Below are 13,498 nucleotides of genomic sequence, written 5' to 3'. Positions count from 1 at the left end.
CCAGCAGGCTGCCATCCTGCAGCAGCGTAATGTTCATGTGCACGCAGCCGAGGCTGTCCGGCACCGCCACATCGCGCCAGCTCTGGCCTTTGTCACTGGAGATTTTTACCGCACTGATGTCATCATTGCCCACCCATTTCACTCCCGGCTGGGTGCGACAATAGAACACCGGCAGCAGCCAGTTGCCGTTCGGCAGCACCACCAGCGGCTGGCGGATAAACGTGCCCGGCTGATCGAGCAGCGTATCGATGGCACTCCAGCTGTGACCCAAATCGTGTGACTGGCGATAGCGCACAATCGCCGTGTCCTGATTACCGGACTTCTGCGCGGTCCACAGCAGCCACAGCACGCCCTCGGGATCGAGGAACAGCACCGGATTCTGTTCCGATCGCGCCGGATCGTCGGATAACTGCAAGGGATCGCTCCACTGCGCGCTGCCCTGCGCCAGCCGTGAGCACCACACTGAAATATCCGCGATGCCTTCCTGCGTGCCGCCAAACCATACGCACAGCAGATCACCGTTCGGTAACGGCAGCAGATTAGCGGCGTGGTTCTGCGGACAAACCGAAGGCAGCATCGCCGTGAGCTGCTGCGCGTCCTGCGCGTGCGGATGAAGCTTACCGTTACGTTCGACGGTAATGGTTGAGTCGGTCATGTCAGGCTCCACTGTTTTGCATTGAGGAATCAGGTGCATTTTTGCGCTGCGGCTGGCGTGACGGGATCAGGCGGTCAATCAGCATGATCACCGCCGGTGTGACCAGCGCGACGTACATATTGTTGATGCCGAACGGATCGCCCAGCAGATACCACAGCGAGGTCATGACGCAGGCACCAATCAGGCCGGCGTTCGCGCCGCGCGTACTTTTATAAAACGGCAGGTAGAAAGCGATGATCGCCACCACCGAAATTGACAGGCGAATGGCGCGGGTAAAGAACGACAGCTTCAGCACTTCCGGTACGAACAGCACGAAGATCAGCGGCAGGAAACCGATCAGCAGTGACAGCCAGCGCGTCATGCGAAATTCGCGCTCCGGCGTCGGATTACGGTACGGCACATAAAAGTCCTTCACCACCAGTGAGGCGATGGCCAGCGCCACGGTGCTGACGCTGACAAAAATCGATGCCACCAGCGAGGTGGTGACAATCCCTGCCAGCCACGGGCTCATGTCCTGCAGGAACACCGGCAGCGCGTACAGGCTGTTAATCTCCGGATGCAGATACTTTGCCGCCACGCCAATCAGCGCAATGGCGATGGCAATCGGCATACAGAAGAAGAAGGCGACCCAGGTGGCGCGCTTCGCAGACGCCGCACTTTTGGTCGAGGCGATAGCCTGAATCACAAACTGGGTGCAGAAGATCGACCCGATGGTGCCAATCATCCAGGCAAAAATGGTGCTGGCGCCCACGTTACCGTCCCAGGTCCAGTAAAAGTGCGGCATCTCTTTGATCATCGGGCTGACGCCGCCAGTCATGTGCAGCGCCACGCCGAGAATGACCAGAATACCGATATATTTCAGGCCGCTGTGCAGCAGCGTCACCCAGGCGATGCCTTTCATGCCGCCGAACATAAAATAGAAGGTACTGACCAGCGCGGTGATCACCGCCGCCGTGGTGAGATCAAGGTTCAGTACCGTAGAGATCGCCGCCGCACCGCTGACATAGTTACCGACGTTCACCAGCAGCAGCGCGTAGATCATGATGATAGAAATAATATTTTTGGTGGAGTTGCCATAGCGCTCGGCAATCGCGCCGGAAATGGTAATTTTGCCGGTGTTGTAGATGCGTTTGACCAGCAGAATACCAAACAGCGGAAAGCCGATAGCGGCACCGATCACCGACCAGGACGCGGCAAAGCCATCCTCAAAAGCCGCCTGCGCCGTACCGATGGTTGACTTGGCGCCAATGTATTCAGACATCAGCATCACGCCGACCACAAACGCTGGCATCACGTTTGAACCCGCCATAAAGTCGCCGCTGTTTTTACTGCGCAACCGCCAGGTCAGCCAGGTAGTGAACAGGATGTAGGCAATGACAATCCCGACAATAATCACCATCCCTTCTGCAGAGAACTGTTTCATGTTCGCCTCATTGATAACGTAGGGTCGTGGTGCGTGCCGGGCTTCACACGCACCGTTAATGAGGCGGCCATGATTATTGTTGTTGCGTCGCTGCGCTGGCTACCCCGCACCGTGCAAAATGATTTACTTCACTCAAAAATGAATAAATTTACGCACAGGCAGGGCAATTTATAGATTAACTGGCGCTTAATTAGTTTGATCATGCTCACAAACAGTCAAATGTGATTAATAATAATCAAACTTAACTGTGTGAGATAGCGAGGCAGACTGAGTGCCCGGCCACGGCTACCGCGCCGGGCAGCCGCGAACGTCAGGCGAGACTGTCGTTTTCCAGTTTCTGCCGTTTACGCAGATGAGGGAACAGCGCCATCCACAGCGCCACGACCACCAGGGTGCCGACACCGCCAATCGCCGCTGCGGGCACCGCACCGAACCATGCGGCCAACAGGCCGGATTCGAACTCACCCAGCTGGTTAGAGGTATTGATGAAAATGGCGTTGACCGCGTTGACGCGCCCGCGCATCTCATCCGGCGTGTCCAGCTGCACCAGCGCGCCGCGAATCACCATGCTCACCATATCGAAGCCGCCGAGTGCCGCCAGCGCCAGCAGCGAGAGCCACAGCTGCGTCGATAGCGCAAATACCAGCGTAGCCAGACCAAAACCGGCTACCGAGCCAAACATGATCATGCCCACGTGCTTTTCCAGCTTGTGACGGCTGAGCCACACCCCGACCAGCAGCGCCCCGACCGACGGGGCACCGCGCAGCATGCCCAGCCCCCACGGACCGGTATGCAGAATATCCTGGGCGAAGATCGGCAGCAGCGCCGTGGCGCCGCCCAGCAGCACGGCAAACAGATCGAGCGAGATCACCCCAAGCACATCTTTGCGCTCGCGGATGAAGCGGACACCGGCAAACATGGTGCTGAGGCTGGCCGGAATACGTGTCTGCGGCGGTCGTTCGTAGCGCAAACGGCTGACCAGCACAATCGACAGCAGATAGAACAGTGCCGACACGCCATACACCACCTCCGGTCCGGCCACATACAGCAAACCGCCCAGCGTCGGGCCAACAATCACCGCCGCCTGACCCCCCACTGAGCTGGCCGCCATGGCGCGCGCAAGAATAGGCGGCGGTACCAACGCTGGCAGCATTGAGGTGATTGCCGGCCACTCCAGCGCTTTGGCCAGCGAAATCAGGAACACCAGTCCCCAGATTTCAATCCGGCCCGCCCAGTGCAGCAGCGTCAGCGCCACCAGCCCGAGCAGCGCCAGCCACTCAATCAGCTGCCCCAGCAGCACGATGCGGCGACGGTCATACTGATCCGCAAGATGACCCGCCGGCAGCGCCAGCAATACAGAAGGTAAGAATTGCATCAGACCGATCATGCCCAGCGCCATAGCACTGTGGGTAAGCGCATAGATTTGCCAGCTGACGGCCACGGAGAACATCTGAAAACCAAACGATGAACAGGTACGCGCCAGCCAGAAGGCGACGAACGACCTGTGTCGCAGCAGCGAATCTTCCGCTGCGGTGACCGGTGAACCCATAGTTTTATCCCATCCTGAAGCAGAACCGGCCGGCGTCATGGCACCGGCCTGGTGAAAAGCCACCATCGGCTTTCCTTATGTTTTTCACGCCATAGAGTGCGATAACTGACCGGAGCAGGCAATGGCTGGATGTGCGCTGTAAAAACAGGTGTTTATACGGATTCAGGGTTAAAGCTGGCGCGCAGAATATTAGCAGACTGATTGTTTTACTGTGAAAATAGTCAAAACATTCCAGATAATTCAATAAAACGTTAATTACCGCCAGCACAACGCTTTTTATCTCTTTATCAGAAACAGCTAAAAAAGGTGATCTTTGCCGGCGAATCGATCTATATTGCCCCCTGTGATAATCACAGCAGTCTTCCCGTCCTTATAATAATTAAGACGCTATCGTTCATTAATTTATTCATAGAGATAAATGGAAAACAATTCATACCATCCTTATGTCACTGAGCGTGTCTGTCGCTTCGACGGCACACCTATCGGCGCATGTTATTCAGCGTCCTTAATGCATTGCGTGCCGGAACGTGATGCATTACTTCATGAAGGCGAGATAATTACTCAACATTATCAGTCAGCGGATGCTGCGGGATTAATAATTATTCCACTGGCGGGAAATAGCGTGATGTCCTTTTTGCATGACGTGGATAATTATTCCAGCCTGCAACATGAGAATGTAAGGCTGGCGATCAACTATGCCACTTTAAGTCAGGCAGGATCCGCCTTACGCGCTGTGGCGTCTCGTTTTTCCTTCTGGCTTTACGATCTCGCGCCGCCGGGAACCGAGTGGAAAAATATTACCGATTTTCCCTTCAGCGGTATTGTTCTGAGCGATGACTTCTTCCGCGAAAATTATCTCAAGTTCAGCTTTCCTTTTCTGCTCGCTTCGCTGCGGGAAACACAAGCAGAGGTAATATTACGTACGCCCCAGCTCCAATTACCGGCCGAAGATTACCTGCATTTACAGCTAAGCGGCTGGCAAACGCAGCGGAGCTGTCATCCGCTATTCCCGGGGTAAACGTTTACACAAAATTCTGCGCGTCGGCGTTATCACCCGATTACGCCGGACAGGATGGCGCAATATCCTCATAAAATGTCGTGTCACTGCCTGATAAAAAGAGCAAAGCGCTAAAAAAATCAAACCTGTTAACGTTTTTAAGATAAAATTTAACGCAAAGGGATCATCCTGCTTAACGGAAAAGCACTGACAGAACACCTTAAGTCACTTCGTACTCTATGTCGGGATACAGCCTAATCGGTTGTTTCCTTTGATTTTATGGCAAAGAAAGAGGTCAATATTATGGGGAAAGCTTCCTCATCTTTTGGCGTAATTCGCTTCCTGACGGTGCTGTTTGCACTGCTGACGGGCGCGTTTATGCTGATTGGCGGCGTTTGGTTAGCCGCCATTGGAGGTTCCTGGTACTACGTTATTGGCGGTGTGATTATGCTGATCACCGCTGTTCTGCTGTGGCGCCGTAGCGGTTCCGCACTGCTGCTGTATGCCCTGTTGCTGCTGGCAACGCTGGTGTGGGGCGTATGGGAAGTCGGCTTCGACTTCTGGGCGCTGGCCCCACGTACCGACGTGCTGGTGATCTTCGGTATCTGGCTGATTCTGCCGTTTGTGTATCGCGGCCTGAATCATGCGGGTAAAGGTGCGCTGGGTGCGATGGCCGTTGCGCTGGTGGCCAGCGTACTGGTGCTGGCGTGGGCAGTATTCCACGATCCGCAGGAGCTGAATGGCAACCTGCCGGAAGCCGCTAACGTCCCGCAGGCCCAGCCGCTGAGTAACATCAACGATGCTGACTGGCCAGCCTACGCGCGTGACCAGCAGGGCACTCGCTTCTCGCCGCTGAAGCAGATCAACACCAGCAACGTGAAAGAGTTGCAGGTTGCCTGGCAGTTCCAGACCGGCGATCTCAAAACCGCCAACGATCCGGGTGAAATCACTGACGAAGTGACGCCGATTAAAATCCGCGACACGCTGTACCTTTGCTCGCCGCACCAGATTCTGTTTGCGCTGGATGCGACGACCGGTAAGCAGAAGTGGAAATTCGATCCGGGCCTGAAGCCGAATCCTACCTTCCAGCACGTGACCTGCCGCGGTGTTTCATACCATGAAGTGCCTGCTGCTGCCGATGCCGCCAACAGCCAGCCTGCGCTGTGCTCACGCCGCATCTATCTGCCAGTGAACGACGGTCGTCTGTTCGCGCTGGATGCCGATACCGGTGCCCGTTGCCCATCCTTTGGTAACAACGGTGAGCTGGATCTGCAGCACAAGCAGCCGGTACAGACGCCAGGCCAGTATGAGCCTACGTCACCGCCGGTTATCACTGACACCACCATCGTCATTGCTGGTGCGGTCACCGATAACTACTCTACGCGTGAGCCGTCTGGTGCCATCCGTGGCTTCGACGTCAACACCGGTAAACTGCTGTGGGTATTCGATCCGGGCGCGAAAGATCCTAACGCGATTCCGGCCGATGAACACACCTTCACCATGAACTCGCCGAACTCGTGGGCGCCAGCGGTATACGATCCAAAACTGGATACCGTTTACCTGCCAATGGGCGTTTCCACCCCGGATATCTGGGGCGGTAACCGCACACCAGAGCAGGAGCGCTACGCGAGCAGCGTTCTGGCGCTGAACGCCACCACCGGTAAGCTGGTGTGGTCGTATCAGACCGTGCACCACGATCTGTGGGATATGGACCTGCCGTCACAGCCGACGCTGGCCGATATCACGGACAAAGACGGCAACACCGTACCGGTGATTTATGCCCCGGCGAAAACCGGTAACATCTTTGTGCTGGATCGTCGTACCGGTAAGCCGGTCGTGCCTGCGCCGGAAACTCCGGTACCGCAGGGCGCGGCGAAAGGTGACCACGTGGCACCGACCCAGCCGTACTCCGAACTGACCTTCCGTCCGAAGCAGAACCTGACGGACAAGGACATGTGGGGCGCGACGATGTATGACCAGCTGGTGTGCCGCGTGATCTTCAAGCGTCTGCGCTACGAAGGTCCGTTCACGCCGCCGTCTGAGCAGGGTACGCTGGTGTTCCCGGGCAACCTTGGTATGTTCGAGTGGGGCGGCATCGCGGTTGATCCACATCGTCAGATCGCGATTGCTAACCCAATGGCGCTGCCGTTTGTGTCTAAGCTGATTCCGCGCGGTCCGGGCAACCCGATTGAACCACCGCAGGGCGCAGAAGGCGGTTCCGGTACCGAAACCGGCATTCAGCCGCAGTACGGTGTGCCGTTTGGCGTCGAGCTGAACCCGTTCCTGTCGCCGTTTGGTCTGCCGTGTAAACAGCCGGCCTGGGGTTACGTTTCAGCGATCGACCTGAAGACCAACGAAACCGTGTGGAAGAAACGTATCGGTACCGTTCGCGATAGCGCACCGGTTCCGCTGCCGTTCAAAATGGGTATGCCAATGCTGGGTGGCCCAATCACCACCGCCGGTAACGTGTTCTTCATCGGCGCGACCGCAGATAACTACCTGCGTGCGTTCGATACCAACACCGGTGAGATGCTGTGGCAGGCGCGTCTGCCAGCGGGTGGCCAGGCTACGCCGATGACCTATGAAGTGAATGGCAAGCAGTACGTTGTCATCGCGGCCGGTGGTCACGGTTCGTTTGGTACCAAGCTGGGCGATTACGTGATTGCCTATGCGCTGCCAGATGCGAAGTAATTTTTCGCACTGAAGTAAAAAAGCGGGCAATGCCCGCTTTTTTTATATGCCGGTCGGCATTACGGTCGATCTGGAGGTCAGGGTTTACGCAGCACCCGCGCATTCAATAGCGCGCACAGCGCCATAATCACGCAGGTGGCGAGAAACACCGGGCGCATACCAAACGCGCCGCCGATAAAGCCACCGAACAGCGGGCCGCTCACCTGGCCGACATACTGGGCTGAGGTCGCATAGCCCAGCATTTTCCCGACCTGCCGCTGCGGCACATTATGACGAATCAACGCCGTCACGCAGGGCATCAGGCCGCCCAGCGCCATCCCCATCAGGAAACGCAGCAGCACCAGCTGCCACGCCGCGCTAATAAACGCCTGCGGAATCAGCAGCAGCGCGCAGACCAGCAGGCCATAAATCAGCACGCGCGCATGTCCGATGCGGTCGGCCAGCCGGCCAAGGCGCGGCGCGGAGAGAATGCTGCCCAGCGCAGCGGCCGCCATCACCAGTCCGGCCGTCACCGTCACCGCGTGATCGCCGTGCACAAACTGCGCGATATACAGCGTGATAATCGGTTCAATCGACATATTGGCAAAAATCAGCAGCATGCCCGACAGCCACATCAGCCGCACCACTGGCCGGTTGATCGACGCCTCCGGCTCATCACCCTCCCCGGCTGCGGCTTTCTTCGCCGCACGTGGCGCTTCTTTCAGCAGAAAAGTGGTGGCGAGAAACGCGAGAAAAATCACCGCGCCGGTGAGCCAGAAAGTGTGGCGGATACCGATCAGCGGCGGCAGCACGCCGCCCAGCAGCGGGCCGACCACATTACCGGCCATGATGCCGGAGGACAGTACGCCCAGCGCCCAGCCGGTTTGCGCTTTCGGCGTTTGCGCCGCCACCAGAATGGTGGAACCCGACGCATAGCCGCCGAGCAGGCCGGCCAGCAGGCGCAGCGCCACCAGCTGCCACGGCGCGGTGGCCATCCCAATCAGCGACATGGCGACGGCCATTCCGAGGCTGGCGCGGATCAGCATCAGCTTGCGGCCATAGCGATCCGCCAGTTTGCCCCACAGCGGTGCCGTCAGCGCCGCGCTAAGAAAGGTGGCACCATAGGCGGCGCCTGACCAGCGCGCAATCGCGGCCGGTTCCTGCACGCCCAGTTGCTGCACATAGAGGGGCAGAAAGGGCAGCAGCAGGGTCATGGCGACGATAGTGCTGAACGAGCCCAGCACGCAAACCCACAAATTTCGCCGCCAGTGTTGCTGCTCAGGCGCTAACGCGATAGAAGAGTGCGACATAGTGATATCCCTGTTTTTGGCTTTTTTAGCAGGCTATCAGCGGTAGCACAAAGAAAACAGGGAGAAGCGGATATTTGCCAGCCAGCGCGCTATTGTTGCCAGAAAACAACAATCATGACGCACCCAGCGCAGTGATCAGCGCGTCGCAAAGTAAGGTGATCGGTGACGAGGGCTGCGGCTGCTCTTTCAGCAGCAGGTAACTGTGCAGGCGATCCATCTGCCATTCCGGCAGCACCTGCTGAATCTCGCCGCGCGCCAGCGCCTCCTGCGTCATATAGGCGGGCAGATACGCCACGCCGGTTCCGGCCAGGGCCGCATTGAGCAGCGCCATGCTGTTATTCGCGCGAAAGCGGCTGTGCACATCCAGCGCCAGGCGCTGCTTATCACGGCGAAACGGCAACGCCGCCGTGTGTGCCGGGCCGTGAAACAGCAGCAGATCGTGGCGCATCAGACGTTCGGGATGATCGATGGCCGGATGCGCGGCCAGATACGCTGGCGACGCATACAGTCCCCAGTCAATGCTGCTCAGCTCGCGGTAGTTCGCCACCTCCGGCGCACGCGCGCGGATCACAATCGCCACGTCCGCACTGGGCTGCGGATCGTCGCTGGTGGTCAGTTCGAGATCGACGTTGATGTGAATGTGACGGCGGATAAAGGTATTCAGCGTCGGCACCACGCACTGGCAGCCGAAGGTGATCGGCGCCTGCAGCCGCACGTTGCCGGCAGGCTGCTGATGCACCTGCTGCACAAACGCGTCGGCGCGATGCATCTCTTCGAGCATGCGGGTGCAAAACGGATAGTAAGCCTGGCCCAGCTCGGTCAGCGCCACCTTGCGCGTGGTGCGCTGCAGCAGTTTGATACCCAGCCGCACCTCCAGCCGGGCGATTTCGCGGCTGACGTGCGATTTTGATACCCCCAGCGTACGGGCCGCTTCGCTGAAACTTTGCCGCTCAACGACGCGTGCAAACAGCATCATGGCGGTGAGATTATCGCTGTTGTCCATGTTCTCTGGCTGATTCGAAAGAGTGAGAACCGCAGCTTAAAAGCAAAAACGCGAATGCGCACCCGATTTCCCGTTACGCAGCTGCCACGGGAAATCGGGCGAGGGATGTCACACCGCCACCGCTAACGGAAACAGCAGGCGGTCCGGCTCGACGCGACGCTGACGCCGCAGCTGGCCTGGCGTGACGCGGAAATAATTTTTAAAGGTGCGGGTGTAAGCCTGTTGGGTATCAAAGCCGTAGCTCATCGCTACCTGCAGAATCGCCTCATCACTGTTGATCAGCGTGAGCGCTGACTCAGTCAGCCGGCGCTGGCGAATGTATTCTGCCAGTGAAAAACCGGTGTGCTGACGGAACAGACGTTGCAGATGCCAGCGGGAATATCCCGAGCGGCGTGCTACTTCATCCAGATGCAGATCGTGCCCTAAATTTTTTTCAATCCACTCCAGCAAACTACGGATAAATTCGCGCTGATTCATGACTTCCTCCGGCGTCGGTAAAATGTCCAGTGACGTCACTGTAGCGCGTTAAATTTATCCCTTAATTAGCAGAAAATTAGCGCAGAATTAGCAAGCAAAAAAACGGCTTTCCCGACGAAACAGCGCGCCAGGTTAATTCTGCGCTAATTATCGGGCGCTACACTGCGACAAGTTATTCAGGAGGGCATCATGCGTGTGCTGCTGGTAGAAGATGATGAAATGATCGGCGCCAACCTGCAGCAGGCGCTGGAGGCCGCCGGCTGGTCGGTGGACTGGGTGCGTGACGGCGTATTTGCCAGCAACGCCTGGCAGGAAGGCGGTTACACCTGCGTCCTGCTCGATCTCGGTTTACCGCGTGAAGATGGCATCAATGTGCTGCGGCGTGCGCGCACGCGCGGTGACATGACGCCGGTGCTGGTGCTGACCGCGCGTGATACCGTGCAGCAGCGCATCCAGGGCCTGGACAGTGGCGCCGATGACTACTTACTTAAACCCTTTGATCTGCAAGAGGTTCTGGCGCGTATGCGAGCCATCACCCGACGCCGCCACGGTGCGGCGGACTCCCTGCTGGGCAACGGCGACGTGCAGCTCGATATGATGACGCGTGAAGTGCTGTACAAAGGCCAGCGCGAGCAGCTAACCGCACGTGAATACGCCCTGCTCTATGCGCTGCTGGAACGCCCAGGCGCGATCCTGTCGCGTGAGCAGTTAGAAAACCGCATCTACGGCTGGGGCGAAGAGGTCACCAGCAACGCCGTGGACGTGCTGATTCACGGCATGCGGCGCAAACTCGATAACGAAGTGATTCGCAACGTGCGCGGTCTGGGCTGGCGGGTGCCGGCAATATGAGATCTTTTACGTTTATGCGGTCGCTGCGCAACAAACTGCTGGCCACGCTGGTGCTGCTGCATCTGGCGATGATCGGCGGTGTCACCTGGTATTTCTACCACTGCTATGGCGACATGATGGGCACCATGAAGGACGACCAGCTCGCCAAAATTGCCGATGCCTGGTCAAGCAGCCAGCGCATGCCGGCACTGATGCCGATGGTGATGCAGCAGGAGAAGCTCAAAAGTACCTATATCGTTCAGCTCTGGGACACCAATAATCACCTGCGCGCCAGTTCCTGGCCGGCGCTGCACGCGCCCCTGCAGAGCAAAAAAGGCTGGTCGGATTTAAAAGTTGGCGACTGCGGCGATGACTGCCAGTGGCGCGTTTACACCCGACCCGGCGAGCTGGGCAGCGAGATCGGCAATATTCAGGTGCTGCACAACGTCGGCTACATGAAGAGCCTGATGGTGAAACGCGTACTCTCCGCCATCATTCCGCTCATCCTGATGATGCCGCTGTCGCTGCTGGTGATCTGGCTGGTGGTGCGGGCCATTACGCGCGATCTGCGCGTAGCCTCGCGCCAGATTGCGGCGCAGGAAACCCTGCATCCGCACAGCGTGTCGCCGGACGGTCTGCCGGACGAAGTGCTGCCGCTGGTCGATGCTTATAACTCGCTACTGGATAAACTACGCGCGGCCTGGTCGTCACAGCGCCAGTTCCTTGAGGATGCCGCGCATGAACTGCGCACGCCGGTCACCGCCGTCACGTTACAGCTGGAGAACCTGCGTCAGCACATCCTGCCGGGCGAAGCCAGCCGCCAGTTTGATCAGCTGGAAGCGGGCGTCACGCGCACGCGCCATCTGGTCACGCAATTGCTGAACATCTCGCGCCAGGAGGATCAGTCCGTTGTCGCCAGCGTCGAGACCATTGAGCTTGATGACCTGCTGAAGGAGAGCATTGAGCAGCTGATGGTGGTGGCGGACAAGCGCGGCATTGATATCGGCTTCAACGGCACGGCGCATTATCGTCTGCACGCCAGCCGCTCCGATCTGCGCAGCCTGTTCGATAACCTGATCGGCAACGCCATGCTGCACACGCCGGAGGGCAGCCTGGTGGATGTGCTACTGCATCGCGTCGGTCATCATACGGTGGTGGATATTGTCGATAACGGCCCCGGCATGCCGGAGTCGTTTATTGAGCGCGCCTTCGATCGCTTTACCCGCTCGCCGGATGTCCAGGCGCAGGGCAGCGGCTTAGGATTGTCGATCGTGCGCAGCGTGGCGCAGAAGCATCAGATGCAGGTGGCGCTATCGAATTGCCTTAACCCGCAGGGTGAAGTGTGTGGCCTGCAGGTGCGCGTAACCCTTCCCTGACGTCTTTCCTCTCCGGCGCGATAATCAGCGCCGGCTATTTTCTTCTCCTGCCAGTTCTCTGCGTATCCCGACAACGTAAACGGTTGCGGGGTTCCGTTCGTTACACGGCCTTTATGTGATCTAGTTCACATATTTACTGAATCGAAATGCAACACTTTTTGACAAACGTGATCAAAATCTATTTTCTATCGCTCTGTTACAGGCACATTACGCGGGCCTGAAAATCCGGCGCGTCAGACCGGCGACAACAGCACACTGCCCATCCCCTGGGATCGATTTCACCCGATCGCAGCATTTGCGCGGCGATCACGAGCAAGTGGTTAAAAAATAATGAAATTTAAAACGTTGATAGCAGGGGCCTTACTGGCCAGTAGCTGGACCGGCGCCGCACAGGCGGCGGAAAGCGATCCGCAGTACCTTTCTGACTGGTGGCATCAGAGCGTGAACGTGGTAGGCAGTTATCACACCCGCTTCGGACCCCAGTTCAACAATGATGTGTATCTCGAATACGAAGCCTTTACTAAAAAGGACTGGTTTGATTTCTACGGCTACCTTGACCTGACCAACTTCTTTGGCGTGGGTAACAGCAATGCCAACGGTATTTTTGACCACGGTTCGCCGATGTTCATGGAAATTGAGCCACGCTTCTCTATCGATAAGCTGACCGGCACCAGCCTGGCGTTCGGACCGTTCAAAGAGTGGTACTTCGCTAACAACTACATCTACGACATGGGTCGCAACAGCGACAGCCGTCAGAACACCTGGTACATGGGTCTAGGTACTGACATCGATACCCATAGCGATATCGGCCTGTCACTGAACGTGTACGCGAAATACCAGTGGGAAAACTACGGCGCGGCGAACGAAAATAGCTGGGATGGTTATCGCTTCAAGATGAAATACTTTGTACCGATTACCGACCTGTGGGGAGGCAAGCTGAGCTATATCGGCTTCACCAACTTTGACTGGGGCTCCGATCTGCGTGACAAGTCTGACCGCTCGCGCACCAGCAACTCAATTGCCTCCAGCCACATTCTGTCGCTGAACTACGATCACTGGCATGTCTCTACCGTGGCGCGTTACTTCCACAACGGCGGCCAGTGGGCTGATGGCCAGGAGCTGAACTTCGGCAACGGTCCGTTTGAAGTGAAATCAACCGGCTGGGGTTACTACCTGGTGGTGGGTTACAACTTCTAAACCGCTTCCGGCG

General features: G+C 57.6%; 11 protein-coding genes. 5 read left to right on the top strand and 6 right to left on the bottom strand.

What is annotated here, in order from left to right; translation table 11 throughout:
* The 3 genes from ERD80_RS02640 to ERD80_RS02630 form a co-directional block, all read right to left on the bottom strand.
* Positions 1-655, bottom strand: a 655-nt coding sequence (locus tag ERD80_RS02640; protein WP_211145557.1) for an exo-alpha-sialidase, incomplete at its 3' end; no start/stop codon positions are given.
* Position 656: 1 nt separating this feature from the next.
* Positions 657-2,078, bottom strand: a complete 1,422-nt coding sequence (locus tag ERD80_RS02635; RefSeq protein ID WP_058759283.1) for a sodium:solute symporter family protein — start codon at positions 2,076-2,078, stop codon at positions 657-659.
* A 310-nt stretch (positions 2,079-2,388) separates the two neighbouring features.
* Positions 2,389-3,627 (bottom strand): MFS transporter, encoded by a 1,239-nt coding sequence (locus ERD80_RS02630; protein WP_136545663.1) that lies wholly within the window; start codon positions 3,625-3,627, stop codon positions 2,389-2,391.
* A gap of 418 nt (positions 3,628-4,045) precedes the next feature.
* Here ERD80_RS02630 and ERD80_RS02625 point away from each other — a divergent pair, with 418 nt between their 5' ends.
* Both ERD80_RS02625 and ERD80_RS02620 read left to right on the top strand, forming a co-directional pair.
* On the top strand, positions 4,046-4,645 hold the full coding sequence (locus ERD80_RS02625; RefSeq protein ID WP_136545659.1) for a hypothetical protein: 600 nt from the start codon (positions 4,046-4,048) through the stop codon (positions 4,643-4,645).
* 282 nt (positions 4,646-4,927) lie between these two features.
* A complete protein-coding gene (locus ERD80_RS02620; protein ID WP_058770114.1) occupies positions 4,928-7,315 on the top strand; it encodes a glucose/quinate/shikimate family membrane-bound PQQ-dependent dehydrogenase in 2,388 nt (795 codons plus the stop codon).
* A 77-nt stretch (positions 7,316-7,392) separates the two neighbouring features.
* Here ERD80_RS02620 and ERD80_RS02615 read toward each other — a convergent pair whose 3' ends face one another.
* The 3 genes from ERD80_RS02615 to ERD80_RS02605 all read right to left on the bottom strand — a co-directional run bounded on the left by ERD80_RS02615 (position 7,393) and on the right by ERD80_RS02605 (position 10,084).
* The gene (locus ERD80_RS02615; RefSeq protein WP_104093933.1) at positions 7,393-8,604 is read right to left on the bottom strand and encodes an MFS transporter; all 1,212 of its coding nucleotides are present in this window, start codon (positions 8,602-8,604) and stop codon (positions 7,393-7,395) included.
* A gap of 112 nt (positions 8,605-8,716) precedes the next feature.
* Positions 8,717-9,607 (bottom strand): LysR family transcriptional regulator, encoded by an 891-nt coding sequence (locus ERD80_RS02610; RefSeq protein ID WP_058770045.1) that lies wholly within the window; start codon positions 9,605-9,607, stop codon positions 8,717-8,719.
* 108 nt (positions 9,608-9,715) lie between these two features.
* Complete coding sequence (locus ERD80_RS02605) at positions 9,716-10,084, bottom strand: helix-turn-helix domain-containing protein (protein WP_021507794.1); 369 nt, start codon at positions 10,082-10,084, stop codon at positions 9,716-9,718.
* A gap of 189 nt (positions 10,085-10,273) precedes the next feature.
* Between ERD80_RS02605 and ERD80_RS02600 the strand changes: the two genes are divergently transcribed.
* The 3 genes from ERD80_RS02600 to ERD80_RS02590 all read left to right on the top strand — a co-directional run bounded on the left by ERD80_RS02600 (position 10,274) and on the right by ERD80_RS02590 (position 13,485).
* Positions 10,274-10,933, top strand: a complete 660-nt coding sequence (locus ERD80_RS02600) for a response regulator (RefSeq protein WP_021507795.1) — start codon at positions 10,274-10,276, stop codon at positions 10,931-10,933.
* On the top strand, positions 10,930-12,288 hold the full coding sequence (locus ERD80_RS02595; RefSeq protein WP_058759279.1) for an ATP-binding protein: 1,359 nt from the start codon (positions 10,930-10,932) through the stop codon (positions 12,286-12,288). Before ERD80_RS02600 ends, ERD80_RS02595 begins: the two co-directional genes overlap by 4 nt.
* Before the next feature lie 330 nt (positions 12,289-12,618).
* Positions 12,619-13,485, top strand: a complete 867-nt coding sequence (locus ERD80_RS02590) for a nucleoside-specific channel-forming protein Tsx (protein WP_136545658.1) — start codon at positions 12,619-12,621, stop codon at positions 13,483-13,485.
* Positions 13,486-13,498: the final 13 nt, after the last annotated feature.

The organism is Pantoea sp. R102, assembly GCF_004916815.1.
GTDB lineage: Bacteria > Pseudomonadota > Gammaproteobacteria > Enterobacterales > Enterobacteriaceae > Pantoea > Pantoea dispersa.
Note: the sequence above shows the minus strand (reverse complement) of the source record. Positions and strands in the feature narration are given on the sequence as shown.